The organism is Streptococcus sp. HMSC073D05 (assembly GCF_001812015.1).
Taxonomy (GTDB): Bacteria; Bacillota; Bacilli; order Lactobacillales; family Streptococcaceae; genus Streptococcus; species Streptococcus parasanguinis_D.
Genome location: NZ_KV807499.1, coordinates 211005 through 235033 on the forward strand (window position 1 = coordinate 211005; position 24029 = coordinate 235033).

Here is a 24029-nt window from a genome sequence, read left to right on the forward strand (position 1 = left end):
TAATGAAATCTGATTTTGTAGAGAAAAAGAGAAAAGGAGAAAGCCATGGCAAAAAAAAATAAAGTGAAAAAAACCTTGGTCGAGCAGATCTTGACAAAAGCAAAAATTGAGCACATAGGCTTACAAATCAACGCTTTAGAAGGGATCTTACCAGAAGGAATTGATCGCTCTACTATTTTCAAAACCCTAGCTCTCAAAGGAGATAAAACGGGGCCCGTGATCGGGATCATTCCTATTACAGAGCATCTTTCAGAAAAAAAATTGGCCAAATTATCGGGAAATAAGAAAGTGGCTATGATTCCTCAAAAGGATCTCGAAAAAACAACTGGTTATATTCATGGTGCCAATAATCCGGTGGGCATTCGTCAAAAGCATCCTTTCCCAATCTTTATCGATGAATCAGCCCTTCAGTTAGAGACCATGATCGTATCTGCCGGGGAAATCGGCCATAGTATTCAAATCAAACCACAACTTCTAGCAGACTTCGTACAAGCGACTTTTGCAGATATTTTGGAATAAAGACAGAGAAGGAGACAAGATTGTGAAACTATATTTTATTCGACACGGACGGACAGAATGGAATGAAGAAGGACGTTTTCAGGGATCAAATGGCGATTCTCCGTTGTTACCAGCCTCTATTCATCAGCTTGAAAAATTAGGAAAGCACCTAGCTACTGTTCCTTTTGATGCAGCCTTTGCAAGTGATCTGCCACGGACAGTCCATACCGCAAAGATCATCCTCGATCAATTGGAGACACCTCTAGAATTGCAAGCAACGCCTGCTCTTCGTGAATGGAATTTGGGAAAACTGGAAGGTGCTAAAATTTCTACCATTTCAGCTATCTATCCCCAACAAATGGATGCCTTTCGCCATAACCTAGCCCGCTTTCAAAATGAAATCTTTGATGCAGAATCTGTCTATGAAACGACCAAACGTACCTGTGATTTTGTAAAAAGCCTGAAAGGAAAAGAGCTCGATACTGTTCTCATCGTTGGACATGGGGCTAATTTGACAGCTTCTATTCGAACCTTGCTCGGTTATGACACAGGAGAACTCCGCAAAAATGGCGGACTAGATAATGCCAGCGTGACGATTCTGACAACAGATGATTTTGAGCATTATCACTTAGATACTTGGAACGACACCTCTTATATGGAAGACTAAAAAACACTGATCTTTCGATCAGTGTTTTCTTTTAGCTTATTTCATAGTTGGGAAGAGAAGAACGTCGCGAATTGTTGTTACATTGGTCAACAACATAACGAGACGGTCAATACCAATTCCAAGTCCACCTGTTGGTGGCATACCATATTCAAGGGCTTCAACATAGTCATAGTCGATGCCTGTAGCTTCGTCATCTCCCAATTCTTTGGCACGCGCTTGCGCTTCAAACCGTTGTAATTGATCGATTGGATCATTCAATTCCGTGAAGGCATTGGCATACTCTTTGGTCATGATGAAGAGTTCGAAACGGTCAGTGAAGCGTGGATCTTCTGGATTTTTCTTAGCCAATGGAGATACTGCTACTGGGTGACCGTAAACAAATGTTGGTTGCGTCAAGGTTTCTTCAACGAATTCTTCGAAGAAGGCATTAATAATTTGTCCCACTTCTGTGTAGTGTTTTTCAACCGGTACATGTTTTTCGTTTGCAAGTGCTACAGCTTCTTCAAAGGTCATGTCTTGCCAGAAGTCAACACCTGTGATTTCTTTGATCGCATCCACCATGTGAACCCGTTTGAATGGTTCGTTGATTTTGATTTCTGTTCCTTGATAGTCAATTGGACCATCACCATGGACCGCTTTCGCAGCATGTTGGATAATGCCTTCTGTTAAGTCCATGATATCGTGGAAGTCAGCGTAAGCTTGGTAGACTTCGATCGAAGTAAATTCAGGGTTGTGAGTAGCATCCATTCCTTCGTTACGGAAGATCCGTCCGATTTCATAAACGCGTTCCATCCCACCAACAATCAAACGTTTCAAGTGGAGCTCAGTCGCGATACGAAGCACCATGTCAATGTTTTGTGCATTGTGATGAGTGATAAATGGTTTGGCAGCCGCACCCCCAGCTTCATTGTGAAGCACTGGTGTTTCCACTTCAAGGAATCCTTGACCATCTAAATAACGACGGATTTCAGAGATGATTTTTGAACGAGTTACAAAGCGTTCGAAGCTTTCACGGTTTGAAATCAAATCCAAATAACGTTTACGATAGATGGTTTCAACGTCTGAAAGTCCGTGGAATTTTTCAGGCAAAGGACGAAGGGCTTTTGACAAGTGAGTGATATGAGTTGCTTTAATCGAAAGTTCACCCATGTCTGTGCGCATGATTTCCCCTTCAACACCAAGGAAATCACCAAGGTCTGCTTTTTTGAAGATTTCGTAGTTTTCTTCTCCAACAGCATCCTTACGAACGTAGATCTGAATTTGACCTTCACGGTCTTGAAGATGGGCAAAGCCAACCTTTCCTTTTCCACGTTTGGTTACGAGACGACCAGCAATAATAGCTGTTTCGTTCAAGTCGTGGAGTTGTTCTTTATCTAATTCTGAATATTTTTCTTTTAATTGACCTGAATTTGCAGTGCGTTCGAATCGCTTCCCAAATGGATCGATTCCTTGTTCACGAAGGGCCGCCATTTTCTCACGACGGACAATCTGCTGGTCATTCAATTCTTCCATATGTTCAGTAGTCATTTGGAACCTCCTAAGTTATTCTCCCCTATTCTATCATATTTGGACCAGAAATTCACTAATATTTACCAATTAAACAAAAATAAGGCTAGGTAAAATGTAACCTCTCGAAGCTATACTCAAATAATATCCGAAAACTGTCATTGACTGCTTAAACTGTTTAACCTGTACAGGGCGAGATAATTGAAAATGTTTCGACAAACTATTCCACAACAGCAGCAAAAAGGAGCGTGGAGAATCTTAAACCATTCATCCTGACTCGCTCCTATTTTTATTCATAACGCAGTGCTTCGATCGGATTTAACTTAGAAGCCTTATTCGCTGGTAAAATTCCAAAGATGATGCCTACAAAAGCAGAGAAAATAATACTGCCGATAGCGACATTTAAGGAAATAATCGGTGGGCCTTCTAGGGAGGCTGCTGCGAGTGTAGTAATCAAGCTATTCACACCATAAGCAAGTCCAAGTCCAATCAGCCCACCAATGATGGTCAAGACCATCGACTCAATCAAAAATTGAACCAGAATCTTACCTCGAGTTGCTCCCAATGCTTTGCGAAGACCAATTTCTCTCGTCCGCTCTGTCACAGAAACCAACATGATATTCATGACTCCAATCCCGCCAACCAAAAGGGAAATCCCTGCAATGGCACCGATCACTGACGTCATAATTCCTACTACTTTTTTGGTTTCCTCTAGGATGCTATCCAAATTAAAGATTTGAAATTCTCCTTGGCGAACACCTGAAAGTTCTGTTAACTTTTGAGCAGCCTCAATCCCAACGGTTTTAATCTGCTTCACATCTGGCACATGGACGACAATATTTTGAATTTCATCCGTTCCGAATTCAGAGGCGAGTTGGGTATTGGCCATCAAGGCACTTCCACCTGAGGAAGCTCCGTAAAGAGCTGTTCCTGCATTTGGATCCTTGAAAATACCAACGACGCGATAATTGTTATCCCCAACAGAGACCACCTGATTCAGTGGATTCTCCGTTCCAAATAATTGTTGGGCCAATCCTTCATCAAGGAGCACCACCCGGGAGAAATTACTATAGTCTGAAGGGGTTAATTTTCGTCCAGATAAGAGCTCAACCTTTTTGACAGAAAAATAGGTTTCATTTACTCCTTGGATGTTTACCCCTTCTGCTTTTTTCTTTTGAAAAGCAATGGTTGCATTGGAGGTATTGCTAACATAGTAACCATCGATGCCTTGAATCTTGGTTAATTCCTTAACCCAAGATTCTTGCACAACTGGTGGTGCTTCTTGGACTTGACCATCAACATCTTCAGCGTTTTCCCCATCGATATCCGATGGAGCAGCCATCCCTCGGTCTTCAGCTGCAGGGCCACTTTCGCCTCCGTCTTCTCCTTCTCCAGTATCATCAGAAGGGCCAATATTGATCCCAGTCACATAGCCACTCTTGTTGGGAGAATAAGAGATTTGTACATACTCTTGGTCCTTGGTGAAGGTCTTGGTGACACCAGCTTTCATACCATCTCCCAGAGCCATGATGACAACCACAGAAGCGACCCCAATAATGATCCCCACCATGGTCAAGGAAGACCGTAATTTATGGCTCATAATTGAGCTGATCGCAAATTTCCAATTTTGCATTAGGTCCCCCTTTCCAGCTTGCTATCTGAGGAGATCACTCCATCACGAATGACGATGCGACGATGCGCAAAGGCTGCAATTTCTGGCTCGTGTGTAACCATGATAATGGTTTTTCCTTCTTGGTTTAGCTTGGTTAACAAGTCCATTATTTGCTCCCCTGTCTTGGTATCTAGGGCTCCAGTCGGCTCATCTGCTAAGACGATGGCTGGCTGATTGACGAGAGCTCGAGCTATCGCAACCCGCTGTTTTTGACCTCCTGAGAGCTCTGAAGGCAAATGGTGCATGCGAGAATGGAGCTCTACCTTTTCAAGGTACTGCTCAGCTAATTCCTTCCGTTTAGCAGGATGAACTCCCGCATAAATGAGAGGCAGTTCCACATTTTGAAAGGCATTGAGCTTAGAGAGAAGAAAGAATTGTTGAAAGACAAAACCGATCTGTTCATTTCGAACACGTGCTAATTTTTTCTCACTGAGGTTTCCAACTTCCTGGCCTTCTAGGAAATACTCTCCACTGGTCGGGCGGTCCAACAAGCCAATGACGTTCATCAAGGTCGATTTCCCTGAGCCCGATGGGCCCATAATGGCCACAAACTCGCCCTCTTCGACTTCTAAATCAATGTCTTTTAAGACCCGAAGTTCTTGGTCTCCATTTTTATAGGTTTTATTGATTCCTTTTAGTTCAATCAATTTTGTCATATTTTCCGATCTCTTTTCCATCTTCCAGTTTCTCATTAGGATTCACAATAACTTGAGCATCTTTCTTCAAGCCTGACAAGATTTCCTGATTTTCAGCATCGGCGTTACCAAGCGTTACTTTTACTTTCTTAGCCTTGCCATTTTCGACCGTCCATACATAACTCGTATCTCCATCAGCCATGACACTCGTCACGGGAACAAGGGGATGTTGAGTAGAACTTTTGACTTCAATATTGACAGAAAAGCCTTGTTTGAGTTCCCCAATCTCACTGGTAATATCCACTGTGAATGGGTACTTGGCTCCACCGCTTCCTTGTGTTCCACCTGCTGCATTGGCACCTGCTTGACCCGCGTCGGTCGGATAGTTCGCTACATAAGAAATCTTTCCTGTCCAGGTTTTATCCGGATAAACCTTGGAAGTGAGGACCACTTCCTGACCTTCAGAGATATTGGCCAAATTGTATTCAGATAATTCCCCTTTGACTTGTAAATTTCCGTTGCTCACAATGTGAACCAGAGTTTGGTTGGTCCCCGTAGTCGATTTTGAAACATCTTTGTTAACTTCGACCACAGTGCCATCTGTGTTACTCTTGACCGTCGTCGCATCCAGAAGTGCCTTAGCCTTGTTCATATTATCGACCGCATCCGACTTGGCATCTCGTAAATCGCTAGCTTGAGAATCAACTGTTCGTTGGGTCTGCGAAGCCGATTTGGCATCTGCTTCTTCATCTCCTGTCGTATCAATGGTCACACCATTTGTCAGTAAGTCATTTAACTGACGATCTGCCTTATTGACAGCACGAACGGCTGCATCATAAGCGGTTTGGGCCTCTGTACTGCTATACTGAACAATTGGCTGACCGGCCGTTACTTGATCTCCTACATTGACCAAAATCGACTGCAAATCCCCTTTGGTTCCATCAAAATAGACATACTGTTCCTGATTGGCAGTGACTTTCCCAGTTAACAAGACCGAAGAAGCGATCGATCCATCCTTGACCGTTTGCACCATTGGAGTTTCTTTCGTGATTGCCTGATCAGGAGTACTTGGGTGCGAAAACATCATCACACTTCCTGTTCCAATCACCACAATTGCTGCACCTGCAGCTGTAAATAGTTGCCATTTTTTCAATTTCTTCATCGTTTTTCTCCATCAAAGAAAGCGTTTTATTCTATACCATAGTATACCATATTTCCTTACTTTTCTATCTAAAATTGATACGGCAAAATGAAATTTAAATGCTTGGTAACATGCTAAACCCTTGACTTTTGTAACAGTTGATATTACAATCAAACTGAAATCCCATTTAGGAGGAAAACATGAAAGAATTTGATATTATTTCATTCGGTGGAGGTAGTGGAGGAATCGCTACGATGAACCGGGCTGGAGAGTACGGAGCGAGCGCTGCTGTCATTGAAGAAAAACAATTGGGTGGCACCTGTGTCAACAGAGGATGTGTGCCTAAAAAGATTATGTGGTATGGTGCGCAAATTGCAGAAGCTATTCGCGATTATGGACCAGACTATGGATTTACTTCTGAACAAACAAAATTTGATTTTGCAACCTTAAGAAAAAATCGCGAAGCCTATATTGACCGTTCCCGTAATTCCTATGATGGCAGTTTCAAACGCAATGGGGTTGAACGAATTGAAGGACGTGCTCGTTTTGTGGATGCTCATACGGTTGAGGTAAATGGAGAAACCATTAAGGCCAAGCATATCGTAATTGCGACCGGTGCCCATCCTTTTATTCCTTCTGTTCCTGGAGCTGAATTTGGCGAAACGTCTGATGATGTCTTTGCTTGGGAAGAACTTCCTACATCTGTTGCCATTATTGGAGCTGGCTACATCGCAGTGGAACTAGCCGGTGTGCTCCATGCCCTAGGTGTTCAGACCGATCTCTTCGTTCGCGGTGATCGTCCCTTAAGAAAGTTTGATTCCTACATTGTCGATGGCTTAATGGAAGAAATGGAAAAACAAAACCTTCCGCTTCACAAACATAAGGTTCCCATGAAGCTTGAAAAATTTGAAGACGGTCGTGTGAAGATTTATTTTGAGGATATGACCAGCCACGTGGCAGATCATGTTATCTGGGCAACAGGGCGAAAACCAAACGTCCAGGATCTCAATCTAGAAGCTGCAGGCGTCACCTTAAATGAAAAAGGATTCATTGCAGTGGATGAATACCAGAATACAGTTATTCCAGGAATCTATGCTCTTGGGGATGTTACAGGAGAAAAAGAATTAACTCCTGTCGCTATTAAAGCTGGACGCACTCTTTCTGAACGACTATTCAATGGAAAAGTCAATGCCAAAATGGATTATACAAACATCCCAACCGTTGTCTTTTCTCACCCTGCTATTGGAACCGTTGGCCTAACGGAGGAAGAAGCCCAGCAAACTTATGGAAAAGAGAATATCAAAGTCTATACTTCTCAATTTGCTTCCATGTACACTGCTGTTACCCAACACCGCCAGCAAGCAAAATTCAAACTCATCACTGCTGGTCCCGAAGAAAGGGTCGTTGGCCTTCATGGTCTTGGCTACGGAGTGGACGAAATGATCCAAGGATTTGCAGTTGCTATCAAGATGGGAGCGACAAAAGCCGATTTCGACGCAACCGTCGCCATTCACCCAACCGGATCCGAAGAATTTGTGACCATGAGATAAAAAATAAGAGGCTGGGACACAAGTCCTAGCCTCTCAATTATTTTTGGATTGTCGAGCAAAACGCAGTGGTTGAGTGGGCTCTACTACGCTGATTTCATCAGCTTTTACAGCCCTACTCAACTGTGCGGAGGCGGGACAAAGAAATCGAATTCTAACGAATTACCGATTTCTGTCCCCCTCTCTTTTTCTTTGTTTATGGTAAGATGGCAATGGCACGGACAGGTGAACCAGTTGCCTTGTCCCAGTGAGGGAAAGCAATCGAAATCAAGGCACCTACAGCTGGAACTTGGTCCAATTGGTTCAAGACTTCAACTTGGTAGATATTTTGTTCCAAGAGGTAGTATTCATTGACCAAGCCATGCTCTGCTGCTGGAATACCTGCATCTGTATCGAAGGTTTCATGACCCACAGCCTTAACATGGCGTTCATGAATCAAGAATTCCAAGGCTTCACGGCTCCATCCTGGACTTTGTTGAACCCCATTTTCATCTAGGTTACGCATAGCATCTTGATCTGGCCAACGTTTTGACCAATCACTGCGGAAGGCAACAAAAGCACCCTCAGCAATTTGTCCATGCTCTGCCTCAAAGTCTAAGATATCTTGTTTACTCAAGATAAAGTTTGGATTGGCAGCAACTTCTTTAGACTTGTCGATAACATAGAGTGGCAAGAGGAGATCTTTGAGGTCAATCTCATCCAACCAACGACCACCTTCTACAAAGTGAATCGGTGCATCAATATGCGTTCCGTATTGACCAACCACTGTAAATTTTTGAACATGGAAACCATCTTTTAATGTGAAAAGATCTTCTTGTTGCAAAGCAGGAAGGGCTGGGAAGTGTGGACTTTCCGCATTGATTTGGTGACTCAAGTCCACCCATTTTTTAGCTTGCAATTCTTTATAAATACTTAGTAAATCTGACATGTTTCTTCCTCCTTATTCGCCCCAAACTTCAGCGACAATTTCCTTAATCAAACCGATTTTTTTCCATTGGTCTTCTTCTGTCAAAATGTTTCCTTCTTCTGTCGAAGCAAAGCCACACTGAGTAGACAGGTAAAGATTTTCCAACGGTACATACTGACTCGCTTCTTTAATACGAGCAATCACTTCGTCCTTATTCTCCAGTTGACCACTCTTAGATGTCAAGAGGCCTAACACCACTCCTTTACCAGGGGTTACTTCTGCAAGTGGTTCAAAACCACCAGCCCGATCGGTATCAAACTCTAGGAAGTAAGCATTAACGGCTTCTTCTCCAAGGAGTTCTTTGGCAATCGGCGCATAGCCACCTGATGAAGCCCAAGTGGAATGGAAGTTCCCACGACAAACGTGCGTATTGACGGTCAAACCAGCTGGAACATTTTGGTAGACATCGTTGTTAAAGGTCAAGAAGAGATCAGCGAGTTCCCGGCGAACCTCATCTTTTGACTTGCCTTGAGCTGCTCCCCAAGCCGTCAAGAAATTATCATCTACCAAGACACCCCAAGTACAATCATCTACTTGAAGAGTCCGAAGACCTGCATCATACAAATCTTGAATCACTTGAAGATAGGCTTGCTTGATGTCTTCACGAACAGCCGCAAAATCAGGATAGATGGTATTCAATTGTTCTACATGTTCTGCATCACGGATCAATTCAAAATAGAATTGTGCAGGTGCTGGAATGGTATATTTAGCCTCTACACCATCTACATCTGCCACAAGATCCCGCAAGAACTTGTAATGCTCTACAAATGGATGATTGGCTCCTGTGATTTTTCCAACGACAAGCGCTGAGTCCGCCTTGGTTGTTTCATCATGGAATTGATAGCCTTGAGCAGCTTGGACATGATCAATGCCCCCAAAGCCCCAGAAGAAATCCAAATGCCAATAAGCTCGGCGGAATTCTCCATCAGTTACTGACTTCAGACCAGCGGCAATTTCTTTTTCAACGAGGTCACGAATCGCCTGATCTTCTACTTTTGTTAAGTCAGCCTGACTGATTTTTCCAGCTGCGAAATCTTCACGAGCCTGAACCAAAGTAGCTGGACGAAGAAATGAACCAACATGGTCTACGCGATAAGGTGCATGTGTATGTGTCAATATGATTCCCTCTTTCCTATAAGTTTTACATTAATTCATCAATGCAACCATTATAGCAGTCCAACACCTGATAAACAAGGGTTTGGGATAATCTAATATCTTTGATATCTATATAGCCTTAGACTATAACAAAAAAAGAAGTCCTTGAAGGACCCCTTTTCTTAATTTTTAAATGCATCGAGCATGACTTGGAACTCTTCGTTTGTGAGTGTAATGCCTTTCCCCATTTTTGTATGGTCGGGACTCCAGGTCCGGATATCATACTTAGCAGGAGCACCATTAAAACTCACACGGTTCAATTCTTTGGTCCAACCCTTGTCATTTTCTGACAAGACCAGCAAATGTTCTTCGATTTGGAATGAAAATTCTGCCATTTCACGACTCCTTTCTTGCCTTCTCATCTCTAATATTCGTAAATCATTTACAAAATCGTTTAAATTATCTATAATATATTGTATCAAGTTATGGAGAATTTAGCTATGAAAAAATTTCTCGAGATCGTTAAAGACCGAGCAAATGAATTTTTCAATGGAAAAGTCAGTACCCCTGCCCCATTAGAAGATGAGAGAATTATTGACATCATTCAACAAGCATTGCGAAAAAAACAAGGGGTACATGTTATTTTTTCAAATAAGAGTTTTACAGGCGACATTGTCAAGTATGACCAAGAACGCCGACAACTGATCGTGAAAAATTTTAAAAAGAGTATGTCCACGATTATTCGGATTTCTGAGATCCAGAAAATCAGTTTGGTCCCCAATAATATTCGCATCGCTCAACAAAAAGGAGAGGTTTAACCCTCTCTTTTATATTGAAAACAAACGTCATTTTTGGCGTTTGTTTTTATTACTTTTAATCTCATTTCTAAATTTATTAGAGTATCAAAAAAATTCTATCAAATTTTAACTTTAACTTTTGAACCTAGTAAAAAGTTAAAGTTCCAGTACATACTACTAGTATTGACGTTGCCTTGATTAAAAAGGTCACCAAATCTTTCATAATTACATTATCTATTTAAAGAAAAATATTAGTAATAAATTATGTAAATTCAATCTAATCTCTAATCACCATAAGTATGCTCCCATTTTTTCATTTCTTCAACGATACTTCTTAGAGCAATACCTTTTTTTGTCATTTTATATTCAACCTGTGGAGGCGATGTCGGTAAAACTTTTCTTGATAAAATACCTTCTTGCTCAAAATCATGTAATCGTTGAGCTAATATTCTAGGATTAATACCTTCTACACTACGCAAAAGACTACTATAATGTATATTACCATCAATAATTTCAGATAAGATCTCAAGAGTAAATTTACCTTTTAGTAAATTCAAGACCCTTCTTGCTGGACAAATTGATTTTTTCAAAGATTGCTTCTTGCAAGTCTCCATTCATTTCCTCCTTTTTTGATAGTTACTATACTTTTTTTCCCTTCTTGTTTCAGAAATTATTACATGATAAGCTAATTATATCATTTGAAAGGGGAAATTACTATGGATATTACAACTAAGTTTGACCGTATCAAAGATATTCTCGGTTGCGCTGATGGAAGATACTTTGGCACTGGATATACTCAAGTAAAATATTTTCAGAAAGTTAAATATATTGCTTTTGATTGATAAATGAAAATTGGTTTGATGAAATAACGGAGGAAGCTTGATGAAAAAAACAAATACAAAAGCGCCAGCTTATCTACTTTTTATTCTTTCACTAGGATACATTATGGCGGTCCTAGATACAACCGGAGTGGTTCTTGCTGTTCCCCATATTGAAACAGCTATGAGCGTCTCATTAGAGCAATCCATTTGGATTATTAACGCCTATACACTAGCTTTAGGCTCTTTACTCCTACTTTCAGGAAATCTAACAACAAAATATGGTGCTAAACGAATTTTATTATTTGGAATGACAATTTTTACACTTGCCTCATTTGGGTGCTCTTTTTCACCAAATATTGAAACATTAATCATACTTAGATTCGTTCAAGGTTTCGGTGCTTCTTTGTTTATGCCTAGTTCATTAGCACTTTTATTCATTTCATACCCTGATTCTACTAAAAGAGCACGTATGTTAGGAATTTGGACAGCAATTATTTCTGTTGCAACCGGTACTGGTTCTTTTATTGGTGGACTAATTATTAACTACTTCGGATGGAGGGGTATTTTCTTAATCAATATTCCATTGGGAATTTTGACAGTAATTTCAATATTACTTCTTGTGAAAAACAATATTGCCAATCCAAAGACTAGAATTGACATTTTCAGTAATATATTTCTTGTTGCAACTATCGGAAGTCTAGTTATTTACCTTGTTGAAGGGAATCAATATGGCTATAGTAACCTAAATCTTTTATTGTTTCTTCTCCTGTTTATATTATTTACTGTTGGTTTAGTAGTCCACGATAAAAAAAGTAAAGCACCTATTGTTCCCCACCAACTATTAAAAAATGCTAAGTTTATTGTCTCTAATCTGTTAGGTTTAGTAGTTAACATTTCATTATATGGTATTGTTTTAGTGCTAGGACTTTATTTTCAAACTTATTTAAACCTCTCCTCAATGGTTTCTGGACTCCTCATTCTACCAGGAATGATTGTCTTAATTATTGGTAATTTATTTTACGCACGTGTTGTAAAACGATTTTCCGTGGGAAGCCTCGCTACTGTCTCAATTATTTTTGCCATTGTAGGAGCAGCAGGAATTTTTGGAATTGGAGTCCTTTTTCATGAAATTCAACTATACATCCTAATCCCTTTATTTTCTTTAATGAGCCTTGGTATCGGAGTGTTAACTCCAGCAACTACTACCATTCTTATGGAAGCTGCTGGTCAAGAATTATCTGGAATTGCTGGTGCAACTTTAAACGCTAACAAACAAATTGGTGGACTTTTTGGTACAACAATTATGGGGATTCTAACTACTAATTTATCCCATAATTGGAATATGGTTATCGTTGTCGCATTTTTGGTTAACGTGATAATGTATATTGCTACTTGGTTAATTGCTAGTCGTTACCTTTATGGAAAAGAATAAAACCAAACAGAATGCATTCAATTAAAAGTTGATTATACAGATTGAAGAAAAAGTCCATTTAGACAATTTTCTTCAATCTTTTTTCATAATTATATAAAGAAAAAACTCTAAAGGAGAAGTTTTTCTAGTCCTAATAGAGTTTTTCTATATTCTGAAGAGAGATTTAACCCTCTCTTTTTTTGTTATACTCGAACAGTTTTACTTGCCCCATCTTTTGAGTAGAGATTGATTAAACCTTCCTGGCAAGAACGAATCATATCTCCTGGCTTGACTTCTTGTGGAACGGTGATCGTGAGAAGCTCCATCGGATTTGGTGCGCGATCAATCTTCACTCCATCCTTATCATGCAAGTCTTGGATCTGGCATTCAAAATGACGGAAGCCTGGTCCGTAGAATTCCACTTGGTCGCCTTCATTGATGACATTCCGTTGGCGAATCGTCGCAGTCATGGTAGATGGATCAAAGTCAACCACTTCTCCTACAAATTTGTATTGAGGAATCTTACGACGTGCCCCAAACAATTGTTCATTTTCAGTCGGTGTTTGGTAGTAGAATCCAGTTGCTAATTCACGTTGAGCAACCTTCCACAATTCATTGATCAAATCATCCTTGATGGCATAAAAGGCTTCTGGACTTTCCATATAGGCATCACAAGCTGCCTTGTAACAGTTGGCTACTGTTGATACGTAATGGACAGATTTCATCCGGCCTTCAATCTTCAAGCTATCAACCCCATTGTCAATCATGTCTGGAATATTTTCGATCATACACATGTCCACGGCTGACATAGAGTATTCTTCTGGGACTTGTCCTTTGATACTCTTGCGTTCTTGGCCAAATGGCATATCGTAGAGATCGTATTTCCAACGACAAGATTGAGAACAGCCACCACGGTTGGCATCCCGGTCAGACATGTGGTTAGAAAGGGTACAACGTCCGGAATAGGAAATACACATGGCTCCATGAACGAAGGCTTCGATCTCAAGATCGGTACGCTTACGGATCTCTGCCAACTCTTCCATGGATACCTCACGGGCCAAGACGACACGGGTCAAGCCATATTCTTTCCAGAAATGGAAGGTCTCCACATTGGTTGCGGAAGCTTGCGTAGACAAGTGAATATTGAGGCCAGGTGCATAGGTTGCACAGATTTCAATCAAGGCCGGGTCTGAGACGATCACGGCATCAAGGCCCATATCCCGCAATTCACGGAACCATTCACCAGCCCCTTGTTCATTTCCCTCATGGGTCACCATGTTTGAAGCAACGTGCACATCCACTCCACGGGCATGAGCATATTCGATACCTTCACGAAGCTCATCCATGGTGAAGTTTCCCGCACGGCTACGCAAACCATAGGCTTGTCCACCAACGAATACTGCGTCTGCCCCATAATTAACGGCAACTTTTAATTTTTCTAATGTTCCAGCAGGTACCAAAACCTCTGGACGTTTTTTTGTATTTGTCATGTTTTCTCCAATTTACAAGATTGTCGATATGATGAATAGCTTCTTCGTTCCCTGAAAAAGGAAAACTCACAAACGAAGAAGCCCTAGTATTATTTGTTATTTTACACGATCTGGTTCATAATCATAGAAACCAGTATCCAAACCACGATTAGCTGGATGTAATTTGCGGATTTCTTCATCAAACAGATAGGCTTGATCCTGTGTAAATGTTCCTTTTTGAATCAAATCACGGGCCTTGACAAAGTACTCTGTAATCTTGACAAAGTTTTCCCCCGGACAGTAGACACCATCGAGTTTCCAATGATCAAATCCGTGTTCTACCAACTCAGACAATTTGGTCATCATATTCAAGTCATTATTTGAGAAGATATGGGTTCCATGTTTGTCCTCGTAGACTGAATAATGAGAATTTGGATCTCCTGGTTCTGCTAAGAACAGGTCGCGATCTTTGGTTACAGAGTCCTCTGTCTTGATGAAGTTGTAATAATTCTGAAGAAGAGGTCGTTTCGAATGGTGGATAATGCTAGCACCATAGACCAAGACTTCCGCTGGAATCTGAAGATTCTCAGCCATTACGAATAATTCGGCAGATGGAATCTCACGAGCCAAAACAGCCTCAGAAGCTCCTGCTTGTTTTCCCCAGAAATTGATCTGGCGGCTAGAAGTGACCATGGTTGAGGCATCGTAAATCGTTTTGAATGGATAGCCATCTCGTTTCAAGACATAAAAAACGCCCGCATCTCCGACAGTAATATAATCAGCCTGAATTTCCTTTAGAAAATCTAGGAAAGGCTTGATTGAATCCATCATCGATTGGTGCATGAGTGCATTTACAGCTACTGTCAATTCTTTGCCAGCAGCATGGACCAGTTGGGCAATTCGATTTATTTCGTCATAGCTTAAAGTTTGAGGCAATCGTAATCCGTAATCTTTTTCACCGACATAGATTCGGTCAACCCCTGCATCAATCAGGGCTTGCGCTTGCTCAACACTCTCTGCTGTTGCTGTAATAATAATATTTTTCATAGAACCATTATAACAAAAATTCCGATATTCTAGAAAAATTTATTCATTTTGTAAAATTTGTAACATTTTTGTAACATTTATATACCTGAATTCATGATAGAATAATAGAGTACTGTTAGGAGAGAGAAAATGCCCGTAAGAAATTTAAGACACTATGATGAAGAATTCGATTATATCGAATTAACCAAACAAACCCAAGAAACCCCTATTCAGGACTATGCTCCTGAAGTTGAACCCGCACCTCAATTAAGTGAATTGCTATATTTTTTAAATATTGCTATTTTCTGTGTGTTGACGGTTGTATTTAGTTTTGTCTTTTTAGCAACGAAAATGAATACCTTCTTTGCGTTTGCTTTAGCGATTGGTTCTAGCTTTGCTAGTATTCAAGGGTTCCGAATTTACTACAATAAACGAAAAAAATAAAAATCAGGTTTTCCTGATTTCTTTTATTTACTCGAATTTTTTTAATTGGTATGACAGTTGGAAGATAAAACTTAACTGCCAATTGCCATCTTACCTTCCATAAAAAATGAGGCTCACTGAGCCTCATTTTTTATGCTTCTTTTGTTTCTTCTTCAGCTACTTCTTCAGAATCTTTTTCATCCAAGTCTAACACGATGTCTTCTGATTCTGTTTGTTTGCGAATGGATTGAACCAAGTCATTGCCCCTTAGATTTTCTTTTTGAAGTTTATCCTTAAATGAGTGATAGACTTCTTGAGATTTTTCAACCACATCTTGCGTCTTTTCTTTGACAGATTCCAAAACAGTTCCTGTCGTAATTTCTCCAGAACCAACTTTTTCTTTGGTTTGTTGGATCACTTCTGCTGCTTGTTTTGAAACATCCTTAGCAGTTTGTTTCACCGATTCATGTACTTCTTGAGGATCTTCTTGATAATCTTTTACGAAGCGCACCACTTTTTTAGTGACTTTCTTTCCTTGCTCTGTTGATAAATAGTAGGCTGCTGAAGCACCTGAAATCACACCAATTAATAAACTAGATAAACGTCCCATATTCTTCCTCGATTCTATTTAAATAATTTTGAAGCCATCTTAATCGCTTTTAATCCGATAGAGGCTTTCACTGTTTTTTCACCAGCTGACACCGCTTTGACACTCAATTGACGGGCTTGATCATTCAAATCTGAAACAGACTCTGAAAGATCCGCCACGGCTGTAAAGAGTGGGTCAATCGTTGCAACTTTTTGATTCAAATCATCCGTTAAAACATTGACTTTTGCCAATAGATCATTGGTCTGATGCAAGGTGACATTGACATCTGATGTCAAAACTTGGATCGTTTTTTGCGTCTCATCTACAACTTTTCCAATCTTTGAGAGGAAAAAAATCATATAAATGACAAGCGCTACTAAGGCAAGGCCTAAGAGGCCGTATGCAATTTCAATAAACATATATTACTCCTTTGTTTCTACATAATAAGGGGCTTTTTTGCGACGTTGGTAGATGATGATGGCGAATCCAACGAGAATCAGGATCATCGACAACCACTGGGAAACACGTAAGCCCGCAAACATCAAGCTATCCGTCCGCATTCCTTCGATGATCATCCGACCAAAACCATACCAGATAAGGTAAAAGGCTGTGATCTCACCTTGCCTCAAAAATTGTGGCTTCCTACGAAGAATCAAGATCAAAAGAAATCCTAGCAGATTCCAAATGGATTCATATAAGAACGTTGGCTGACGATAACTGCCGTCTATATACATTTGATCTCTAATAAAAGAGGGTAGGTAGTTGAGACTTTTAACAGCAGTTCCATAAGCTTCCTGGTTAAAGAAGTTTCCCCAGCGACCAATACTCTGTGCAATCATGACGCTTGGGGCCGCAATATCTAAGAAATCAATTGGCTCAATCAAGCGTCTACGAGAGAATAGATAGAGGACAAGGGCACCTGTCAAGAGGCCACCATAAATCGCGATTCCTCCGTTCCAGATAGCGAATATCTCACCCAGGTGCTGGCTATAGTAACCCCATTCGAAAATAACGTAATAGAGTCTGGCCCCCACAATCGCAAGCGGAAAGGCAATCAAAATGAAATCAATGATATCATCTGGATTAATTTTCTTACGGGGCGCTTCTTTCATAGAAAGATAAACGGCTAGAATCAAGCCAGAGACAATACAAATTGCGTACCAACGAATACTGATCGGACCTAATTGAAGGGCTACTGGATTCATTCCTTCACCTCATTTTGACTAATCAACTGGGACAAACGTTCTTCAAAGGTTTTGGTGGCATCATAGCCCATTTCTTTAGCCCGAACATTCATAGCTGCGGCTTCAATCACGACCGAAATGTTCCGACCAGTCTTCACAGGGATGCGTATCCGAGGAATGGTCACACCACCGATTTCCAACTCTTCTGCATTATTACCGAGACGATCATAAACCTGATCCTTAGCATAATTTTCCAAGTAAACGGCGATTTGGACTTGTGAAGAATCCTTCACAGCACTCGCACCGTAGAGACTCATGACATCGATAATTCCGACACCACGGATCTCTAGTAAGTGGCGTAGGATTTCAGCTGGCTCTCCCCAAAGGGTCATCTCATCTCTGGCATAGATATCAACTCGGTCATCTGCTACGAGGCGGTGACCCCGCTTGACAAGTTCCAAACCTGTCTCGCTTTTTCCGATTCCGCTATCTCCTTGGATCAAGACACCCATCCCATAAATATCCATCAAGACACCGTGTACACTCGTGCGTTCTGCTAGCCGACTATCCAAATAGCTAGAAAGCTCTCCAGATAAACGACTGGTTGCAACATTGCTCTTCAAAATGGCTAGTTGCTTCTCTTCAGCAGCACGCAACATTTCTTCTGGAATTTCTAAATTCCTCGCGACAATGATGACAGGTGTCTCTGGCTGGAACATCTTGCGCAAGACCTGATGACGGTTGTGAGAGCTCATCTTCACCAGGTAGGACCATTCTTTCATTCCTACAAGCTGAATCCGCTCAGGTGTGTAATAGTCGAAATAGCCCGTCATTTCAAGACCTGGACGTGAAATGTCCGCAGTCGTAATTTCCTTGCTTAAGAGGCTATCATCCCCATAAACAACCGATAGACGAAGCTTTTCCTGTATATCGCGAACAGTAACTGCCATATCATTCTCCCTTTTCAAATTCTCTCTCTATTATAGCAGATTTTCTCTTCAGACGAGAGACTGAAGTGTCATTTGAAAGATCCATTTTCAACTCCTTTTTAAGGCAAGCAAAAAGAGGCCAAGACAAAGGTCTCCAACCTCTAGAAAATGATGGGAACATATGAAGAATGCTCTAGTCTTCGCCTTGCAAAAAATCTTTGATCATAGATTTGATTCCGGTAGAGACCGCATAGACCACCGCATTTGAAGGAAATGCGATCAAGCCAATCATAAAAGCGGTAGGCCCTCCACCCAATAAGGACAAAACCAGATACAAAACCGGCAGAAATAAAATCGAAAACCGATAAATTTGTGGCTTTCTAGCCATTTCTGTTGGCAGAAACAAGAGGTAGAAGAGACTATTCCAAATGCCCAGTGGAAAAAGGGCCATTCCGATCAAAGCTGTTCCAACTCCTTCTCCAAAAACACGATTTAAAATGAAAAACTGTCCTACAAAACTGAAGAGGAGATATAGAACAAAAGCAAGGGAATAGAACTTCTGCTTCACTCGGATCTCCTTTTAGAAAAATGGACTATCATTCTGATCATGAATGGGTTCAGCCTCTTTTCTTCGACGAGGTCGAGGGCCATAGTCAAACATTTCCTGCTCCTCCTCGTCCTTATAAGGTAAGGTCGAATCTAAAAGTAAGTAGATAATCACACCGATAAAGGCATGAGAAACTGTGAAAAGAATAAACAAGAAGCGTAGGAGAGTTACGCTAAGACCAAATTTATCAGCTAAGCCAGCTAGCACACCTGAAACCAGGCGATGTCGTTTTAATTTGTAAAATGATGATGTCATTTGATTTTCCTCTTTCTAGTTAGACCTATTTTAGCAGAGTCGAACTGGAAAGAGATCCGCCTAAAGACCGATTCTTACTCTTGTCTCATTTCAAGAAATTGCAGGCGGCTGCGACAGCGACCGCAGGCATATTTCTTCAGATCGATTTTTCGCTTTCGTCTATACTCTTGGCCACAATGGGGACATTGATAGAGATAGATCCGCTTGACTCGCCCAGTTCTATCTGGTAGAGGAGGTGTGAAACGAAGACCGTCCACTTGCTTAAGGAGTTGCTTAAAGGCTAGATCTTTATGGCGATAGCCTTTACCTTGATCGTAAAGATGGTAATGGCAGAGCTCGTGGCGGACGATTTTGCGAAAGACCTCTAACCCAAAAGCTTGGTATATTTTCGGGTTAAAATCAAGGTGTCGATCCTTGGGAAAGAAACGACCCCCAGTGGTTTGAAGACGTGAATTCCACTCTGCTCGATGACGGAATTCTCTCCCAAAATCTTCTAGGGATACTTGGCGTACATACTCAGTCAGATTCATTCGGAGCTACCAAACTGAGATTGACTTTTTCGCGTTCCACATCAATCTTCTTCACCCAGACGGTTACCAAATCACCTACTGAGACGACCTGGCTTGGATGCTTGATAAACTGCTTACTCATATGGGAGATATGAATCAAGCCATCTTCGTGAATGCCAATATCGACAAAGGCTCCGAAGTCAACCACATTGCGCACAACCCCTTCTAATTTTTGACCAATATGCATGTCTTTAATATCCAAGACATCCTGGCGGAGCACAGGTGCATCAAAGGAATCCCGCAAATCGCGACCTGGTTTTAGGAGATCGGCAATGATATCTTTCAAGGTTTCTGGTCCCAGATCCAGCTGAGTAGACATCTCCTTTATGTTCACAGCTTCTAATTTTTCCTGAGCTGATGCATCGAGTTCGGTAATTTCAAGAAGTTGAAAAAGTTTTTCAACTTCCTTATAACTTTCAGGGTGAACCCCGGTATTGTCCAAGATGTTTTTACTTTCAGGGATGCGTAAGAATCCAGCAGCCTGCTCGAAAGCCTTGACTCCGAGGCGAGGAACTTTTTTAATTTGCGATCGTGAAAGAATCATTCCTTCTTCTTCCCGGTATTTCACGATATTTTCAGAGATGGTTTTATTGAGTCCTGCTACATGCGCTAAGAGAGAGGGACTAGCCGTATTGATATTGACCCCAACTTGGTTGACGACAGTATCTACCACGAAATCCAAGCTTTCTGTCAGTTTTTTCTGATTGACATCATGCTGGTATTGACCGACACCGATGGATTTGGCATCGATTTTCACCAATTCTGCTAGCGGATCTTGCAAGCGACGGGCAATGGAGATGGCCGAGCGTTTTTCAACAGTTAATTCTGGGAACTCATGACGGGCCAACTCACTAGCTGAATAGACAGATGCTCCGCTTTCATTGACAATAACATAGCGAACTCCTGGATGGTCATGGAGCACCTCTGCGACAAAGGCCTCACTTTCACGGCTGGCAGTTCCATTTCCAATCGCAATAATTTCTACTCCAAACTCCTTGATCAAGGAGGACAGATCCTTTTTAGCCTGCTCGATTTGAGCTGGTTTTGCAGGAGCGACTGGATAGATGACCTGGGTGGCAAGCATCTTTCCTGTCTCATTGACAACAGCTAGTTTAGCACCGGTCCGAAAGGCTGGGTCAAATCCAAGGACCACGCGCCCTTTTAATGGAGGAATGAGCAATAGATTCCGTAGATTTTCAGAGAACAATTGAATGGCTCCGTCTTCTGCCACCTCCGTCAACTCTGTCCGAATCCGACGTTCAATCGCAGGTACGATTTTTTTCTTAACCGCTTGTTGAATAACTTCATCGACATAGGCATTTTTGGTTTTGAAACGAGCCTCAAAGATACGAATGATTCGATCCAAATGGTGCTCAAATCCGACTTTAAGTACCCCCAATTTTTCCCCACGATTGAGAGCCAGGGTCCGGTAGCCTTGCATATTCTTGATCTTTTCAGAAAAATCATAGTAGATTTCAAAGGTTCTCTTAGGATCTAAACTTTCATCCTTCAAGGTTGATGTCATGAGGGAATGCCCATGAATTTCTTGATAGGTGAGGGCCCGTAATTGGGTATCCTCTGAAATAGCCTCTACCAGAATATCCACTGCACCAGCTAATGCTGCGGTTTCAGTTGGGAAGGCCTCGCAGGTAAATTTCCGAGCCTCTGCTTCCAAGTCTGGACTATTTTGCAAAATGAGACGTGCCAAGGGGAAAAGTCCTGCCTCACGGGCAATCGTCGCCTTGGTCCGCCGTTTTTCCTTATAAGGGAGATAGAGCTCTTCGACATCCGCTAATTTTTCAGCAGCTTCAATAGCCTGCTTGAGTGCCTCTGTCAGTTTGCCTTGTTCCTCAATCTTAGCAAGGACGGTTTCCTTTCGTTCGGCTAGAGCCGTTAAGGATTTGTCCCGGTCAATAATGGCCTTAATCGCTACTTCATCTAAATTTCCCGTCATATCTTTTCGATAGCGAGCAATGAAAGGAATAGTTGAGCCTTCTGCGGTCAGACTCAATACAGTATCGATTTGTTTTAAGCTAACACCCAATTCTTGGGCTATTTTTTCATATTTATCCATAGCTTCTATTATAGCATATTTTGCTGTCATCAAGGGGGGAGATCGCCTGTTCTGGTCTCTGTTTCAGGGATTTTTCAGAGAATAATTTTGGCCCTATGGTTCTTTCCTTTTATGCTCCATTTCCCCCTTGCTCTTTCCTTTTTGTTATAATGAAAGAAAATAAAAAGGAGGCCCAACAATGGCTATTAAATTCTCAAAAACAGATGATCTTGATAAAATGTTTGAAAATTTTGCGAGTTTTCCGGATGTAGAAAAGAAAGTCGAATTCCCTGAAGAGAAAAAGAAGGCAGAAACTGCTACCACTAAAGAAGCAAAGAAGGCTAAGTAATGACATTCTTTCAACACCTTCCCTCTAGCGTCTTGCAGGCTGGGGCTATTTTTCTCTCGATTATTATCGAGGCCCTACCTTTTGTCCTAATCGGAAGTATCATTTCAGGGATTATTGAAGTCTATATTACCCCCGAGAGGGTCTACCGCTTTCTTCCCAAAAATAAATTTGGGCGGATCTTCTTTGGGACCTTTATCGGCTTTATCTTTCCTTCCTGTGAATGTGGAATTGTTCCCATTATCAATCGCTTTCTAGAAAAGAAAGTCCCAAGTTATACTGCTGTTCCCTTTTTGGTGACAGCACCGGTCATCAATCCCATCGTTCTCTTTGCGACCTACTCAGCCTTTGGGAATTCTGTCAAGATGGCCCTCTACCGCGCCCTTGGTTCCCTTTTGGTCGCAACGGTGCTAGGGATCTTTCTTGGTTTTATTCAGACAGATTCGATCCAAAAAGACCATCGTAAGGCTGTACATGAACATGATTTTAGGGGCTTGAGCAAAGGTCAAAAGCTCTTTCAAGTCTTGGTGCAAGCGATTGATGAATTCTTTGACACGGGACGTTACCTGGTATTTGGTTGTCTCTTTGCCAGCCTCGTCCAAGTCTATGTCCCAACACGGATCCTCACTTCGATCAGTGCGACACCAGTTATTGCTATTCTCCTTCTCATGGTCTTGTCCTTTCTCCTCTCACTTTGTAGCGAGGCGGACGCCTTTGTTGGATCCTCTCTTCTGACGAGTTTTGGAGTAGCGCCTGTTCTTGCCTTTTTGGTGATTGGGCCTATGCTTGATGTCAAAAATCTCCTCATGATGAAAAATTATCTCAAGACCCGTTTTATCTGGCAATTTATCGGAATTGTGAGTGGAGTTGTGCTCCTTTATGCTTGGTTTGTGGGGGTAGTGCTATGATTCGTTTCTTGATATTAGCTGGCTATTTTGAGCTCACCATGTACTTGCAATTATCTGGTAAGCTCAATCAATACATCAACTTACACTATTCTTACTTGGCTTATATTTCCATGTTCTTGTCCTTTGTTTTAGCTCTTGTGCAGCTGATCATCTGGGTCAAGCAGATGAAGATCCACAGTCATCTCTCTGGCTTCTGGGCAAAAGTGGCGAGTATTTTCTTGCTCTGTATTCCTTTGTTTGTCGGGCTATTTTTCCCTACAGTGACACTGGATTCCCAAACAGTCTCTGCCAAAGGCTACCACTTCCCGGTTGCGGCTGGTTCTTCCAAAGAAATTCAGCAGGACGAAGGGACAACAACCCAGTATCTCAAACCAGATACTAGTAGCTATTTTACCAAATCTGCCTATGAGTCAGAAATGAAGCAGGCGGCAAAGAAATATGTTGATAAAAAAGTGATTCAGGTGACCACTGAGAATTACATGGAAGTCATGGAGGTTATTTATGATTATCCTGACCAATTTGCAGGAAAGACAATCGAGCTGACCGGTTTTGTATACAATGACCCCAATAACAAGGACAGCCAATTCCTCTTTCGCTTTGGGATCATCCACTGTATCGCAGATTCCGGCGTCTACGGTCTCTTAACGACCGGTGCTCCGCAGCATTTCGAAAACAATACCTGGATCCATGCTAAAGGAACCTTGTCCATTGAATACCACAAGCAGCTCAAGCAAAGCTTGCCTGTCCTCCACATTATCGATTGCCAGACCATTACGAAACCGGCCAATCCATATGTCTACCGCGTATTCTGATGGAGTCACCAAGTTTCTTCGGTGGTCGATCCAAACAGCTTATAGCAATTGAAGCTAGAATCCACATTGGTTCTAGCTTTTTCTATGCTGTCTACTCAAATT

The 24029-nt window shown here is 41.5% G+C and carries 28 protein-coding genes; 10 read left to right on the forward strand and 18 right to left on the reverse strand.

Going from position 1 to position 24029, the window contains the following annotated elements; translation table 11 throughout:
- Positions 1-45: 45 nt before the first annotated feature.
- Positions 46-519, forward strand: coding sequence for an aminoacyl-tRNA deacylase (locus tag HMPREF2832_RS08475; protein WP_070506616.1), 474 nt, complete (start codon positions 46-48; stop codon positions 517-519).
- 22 nt (positions 520-541) lie between these two features.
- Positions 542-1165, forward strand: a complete 624-nt coding sequence (locus HMPREF2832_RS08480; RefSeq protein WP_070506622.1) for a histidine phosphatase family protein — start codon at positions 542-544, stop codon at positions 1163-1165.
- 36 nt (positions 1166-1201) lie between these two features.
- On the opposite strand, the gene lysS is transcribed toward HMPREF2832_RS08480, so the two are convergent.
- The 4 genes from lysS to HMPREF2832_RS08500 all read right to left on the reverse strand — a co-directional run bounded on the left by lysS (position 1202) and on the right by HMPREF2832_RS08500 (position 6140).
- The gene (gene lysS / locus HMPREF2832_RS08485; RefSeq protein WP_003016025.1) at positions 1202-2692 is read right to left on the reverse strand and encodes a lysine--tRNA ligase; all 1491 of its coding nucleotides are present in this window, start codon (positions 2690-2692) and stop codon (positions 1202-1204) included.
- A gap of 268 nt (positions 2693-2960) precedes the next feature.
- Positions 2961-4304: an ABC transporter permease gene (locus HMPREF2832_RS08490; RefSeq protein WP_070506627.1), complete on the reverse strand. Its 1344-nt coding sequence runs from the start codon at positions 4302-4304 to the stop codon at positions 2961-2963.
- Entirely contained in the window at positions 4304-4999 is a 696-nt protein-coding gene (locus HMPREF2832_RS08495) for an ABC transporter ATP-binding protein (protein ID WP_003002759.1), read from the reverse strand. Before HMPREF2832_RS08495 ends, HMPREF2832_RS08490 begins: the two co-directional genes overlap by 1 nt.
- Positions 4983-6140: an efflux RND transporter periplasmic adaptor subunit gene (locus tag HMPREF2832_RS08500; RefSeq protein ID WP_070506635.1), complete on the reverse strand. Its 1158-nt coding sequence runs from the start codon at positions 6138-6140 to the stop codon at positions 4983-4985. Before HMPREF2832_RS08500 ends, HMPREF2832_RS08495 begins: the two co-directional genes overlap by 17 nt.
- Before the next feature lie 179 nt (positions 6141-6319).
- Between HMPREF2832_RS08500 and gorA the strand changes: the two genes are divergently transcribed.
- Complete coding sequence (gene gorA, locus HMPREF2832_RS08505; protein WP_070506641.1) at positions 6320-7669, forward strand: glutathione-disulfide reductase; 1350 nt, start codon at positions 6320-6322, stop codon at positions 7667-7669.
- A gap of 193 nt (positions 7670-7862) precedes the next feature.
- Here the strand turns inward: gorA and HMPREF2832_RS08510 are convergent, their stop codons facing one another.
- The 3 genes from HMPREF2832_RS08510 to HMPREF2832_RS08520 form a co-directional block, all read right to left on the reverse strand.
- Entirely contained in the window at positions 7863-8594 is a 732-nt protein-coding gene (locus HMPREF2832_RS08510) for a cyclase family protein (RefSeq protein ID WP_003015569.1), read from the reverse strand.
- A 12-nt stretch (positions 8595-8606) separates the two neighbouring features.
- Positions 8607-9749 carry a 5-methyltetrahydropteroyltriglutamate--homocysteine S-methyltransferase gene (locus tag HMPREF2832_RS08515; RefSeq protein ID WP_021153584.1) on the reverse strand — a complete coding sequence of 381 codons (1143 nt, stop codon included), beginning with the start codon at positions 9747-9749 and terminating at the stop codon, positions 8607-8609.
- 161 nt (positions 9750-9910) lie between these two features.
- Positions 9911-10123, reverse strand: a complete 213-nt coding sequence (locus HMPREF2832_RS08520; RefSeq protein ID WP_003002541.1) for a YdbC family protein — start codon at positions 10121-10123, stop codon at positions 9911-9913.
- 90 nt (positions 10124-10213) lie between these two features.
- Between HMPREF2832_RS08520 and HMPREF2832_RS08525 the strand changes: the two genes are divergently transcribed.
- On the forward strand, positions 10214-10546 hold the full coding sequence (locus HMPREF2832_RS08525; protein WP_003008097.1) for a hypothetical protein: 333 nt from the start codon (positions 10214-10216) through the stop codon (positions 10544-10546).
- 263 nt (positions 10547-10809) lie between these two features.
- Here HMPREF2832_RS08525 and HMPREF2832_RS08530 read toward each other — a convergent pair whose 3' ends face one another.
- Positions 10810-11139, reverse strand: a complete 330-nt coding sequence (locus HMPREF2832_RS08530) for a winged helix-turn-helix transcriptional regulator (protein WP_013903886.1) — start codon at positions 11137-11139, stop codon at positions 10810-10812.
- Positions 11140-11241: 102 nt separating this feature from the next.
- On the opposite strand from HMPREF2832_RS08530, the gene HMPREF2832_RS08535 reads away from it, so the two are divergent.
- Together HMPREF2832_RS08535 and HMPREF2832_RS08540 are read left to right on the forward strand one after the other, a co-directional pair.
- A complete protein-coding gene (locus HMPREF2832_RS08535; protein ID WP_013903887.1) occupies positions 11242-11367 on the forward strand; it encodes a 3-hydroxyacyl-ACP dehydratase in 126 nt (41 codons plus the stop codon).
- A gap of 40 nt (positions 11368-11407) precedes the next feature.
- Positions 11408-12778, forward strand: coding sequence for an MFS transporter (locus tag HMPREF2832_RS08540; protein WP_049497404.1), 1371 nt, complete (start codon positions 11408-11410; stop codon positions 12776-12778).
- 182 nt (positions 12779-12960) lie between these two features.
- Here the strand turns inward: HMPREF2832_RS08540 and HMPREF2832_RS08545 are convergent, their stop codons facing one another.
- Together HMPREF2832_RS08545 and HMPREF2832_RS08550 are read right to left on the reverse strand one after the other, a co-directional pair.
- A complete protein-coding gene (locus tag HMPREF2832_RS08545; protein WP_003002878.1) occupies positions 12961-14247 on the reverse strand; it encodes a peptidase U32 family protein in 1287 nt (428 codons plus the stop codon).
- A 96-nt stretch (positions 14248-14343) separates the two neighbouring features.
- Positions 14344-15273, reverse strand: coding sequence for a peptidase U32 family protein (locus HMPREF2832_RS08550; protein ID WP_003015582.1), 930 nt, complete (start codon positions 15271-15273; stop codon positions 14344-14346).
- 129 nt (positions 15274-15402) lie between these two features.
- Here HMPREF2832_RS08550 and HMPREF2832_RS08555 point away from each other — a divergent pair, with 129 nt between their 5' ends.
- Entirely contained in the window at positions 15403-15696 is a 294-nt protein-coding gene (locus HMPREF2832_RS08555) for a DUF3270 family protein (protein ID WP_003015629.1), read from the forward strand.
- 130 nt (positions 15697-15826) lie between these two features.
- Here HMPREF2832_RS08555 and HMPREF2832_RS08560 read toward each other — a convergent pair whose 3' ends face one another.
- The 8 genes from HMPREF2832_RS08560 to HMPREF2832_RS08600 form a co-directional block, all read right to left on the reverse strand.
- Positions 15827-16285: a YtxH domain-containing protein gene (locus HMPREF2832_RS08560; protein WP_070506647.1), complete on the reverse strand. Its 459-nt coding sequence runs from the start codon at positions 16283-16285 to the stop codon at positions 15827-15829.
- Between the two features lie 14 nt (positions 16286-16299).
- Complete coding sequence (locus HMPREF2832_RS08565) at positions 16300-16683, reverse strand: DUF948 domain-containing protein (protein WP_003008109.1); 384 nt, start codon at positions 16681-16683, stop codon at positions 16300-16302.
- Positions 16684-16686: 3 nt separating this feature from the next.
- Positions 16687-17469, reverse strand: coding sequence for a prolipoprotein diacylglyceryl transferase (gene lgt / locus HMPREF2832_RS08570; RefSeq protein ID WP_070506652.1), 783 nt, complete (start codon positions 17467-17469; stop codon positions 16687-16689).
- Positions 17466-18398: an HPr(Ser) kinase/phosphatase gene (gene hprK / locus HMPREF2832_RS08575; protein WP_003008114.1), complete on the reverse strand. Its 933-nt coding sequence runs from the start codon at positions 18396-18398 to the stop codon at positions 17466-17468. The genes lgt and hprK overlap by 4 nt, the downstream gene beginning before the upstream one ends.
- Positions 18399-18570: 172 nt before the next feature.
- Positions 18571-18945: a hypothetical protein gene (locus HMPREF2832_RS08585; protein WP_070506655.1), complete on the reverse strand. Its 375-nt coding sequence runs from the start codon at positions 18943-18945 to the stop codon at positions 18571-18573.
- Between the two features lie 12 nt (positions 18946-18957).
- Complete coding sequence (locus HMPREF2832_RS08590) at positions 18958-19239, reverse strand: PspC domain-containing protein (RefSeq protein ID WP_070506659.1); 282 nt, start codon at positions 19237-19239, stop codon at positions 18958-18960.
- Between the two features lie 74 nt (positions 19240-19313).
- The gene (locus HMPREF2832_RS08595; protein WP_070506664.1) at positions 19314-19769 is read right to left on the reverse strand and encodes a SprT family protein; all 456 of its coding nucleotides are present in this window, start codon (positions 19767-19769) and stop codon (positions 19314-19316) included.
- Complete coding sequence (locus tag HMPREF2832_RS08600) at positions 19756-21912, reverse strand: Tex family protein (RefSeq protein WP_373102295.1); 2157 nt, start codon at positions 21910-21912, stop codon at positions 19756-19758. The genes HMPREF2832_RS08595 and HMPREF2832_RS08600 overlap by 14 nt, the downstream gene beginning before the upstream one ends.
- Before the next feature lie 148 nt (positions 21913-22060).
- On the opposite strand from HMPREF2832_RS08600, the gene HMPREF2832_RS10415 reads away from it, so the two are divergent.
- The 3 genes from HMPREF2832_RS10415 to HMPREF2832_RS08610 are packed head-to-tail and all read left to right on the forward strand — an operon-like array spanning position 22061 to position 23927.
- Entirely contained in the window at positions 22061-22210 is a 150-nt protein-coding gene (locus HMPREF2832_RS10415; RefSeq protein WP_003005705.1) for an SPJ_0845 family protein, read from the forward strand.
- The gene (locus HMPREF2832_RS08605; RefSeq protein ID WP_070506673.1) at positions 22210-23115 is read left to right on the forward strand and encodes a permease; all 906 of its coding nucleotides are present in this window, start codon (positions 22210-22212) and stop codon (positions 23113-23115) included. Before HMPREF2832_RS10415 ends, HMPREF2832_RS08605 begins: the two co-directional genes overlap by 1 nt.
- Positions 23112-23927 carry a TIGR03943 family putative permease subunit gene (locus HMPREF2832_RS08610; protein WP_070506676.1) on the forward strand — a complete coding sequence of 272 codons (816 nt, stop codon included), beginning with the start codon at positions 23112-23114 and terminating at the stop codon, positions 23925-23927. Before HMPREF2832_RS08605 ends, HMPREF2832_RS08610 begins: the two co-directional genes overlap by 4 nt.
- Positions 23928-24029: the final 102 nt, after the last annotated feature.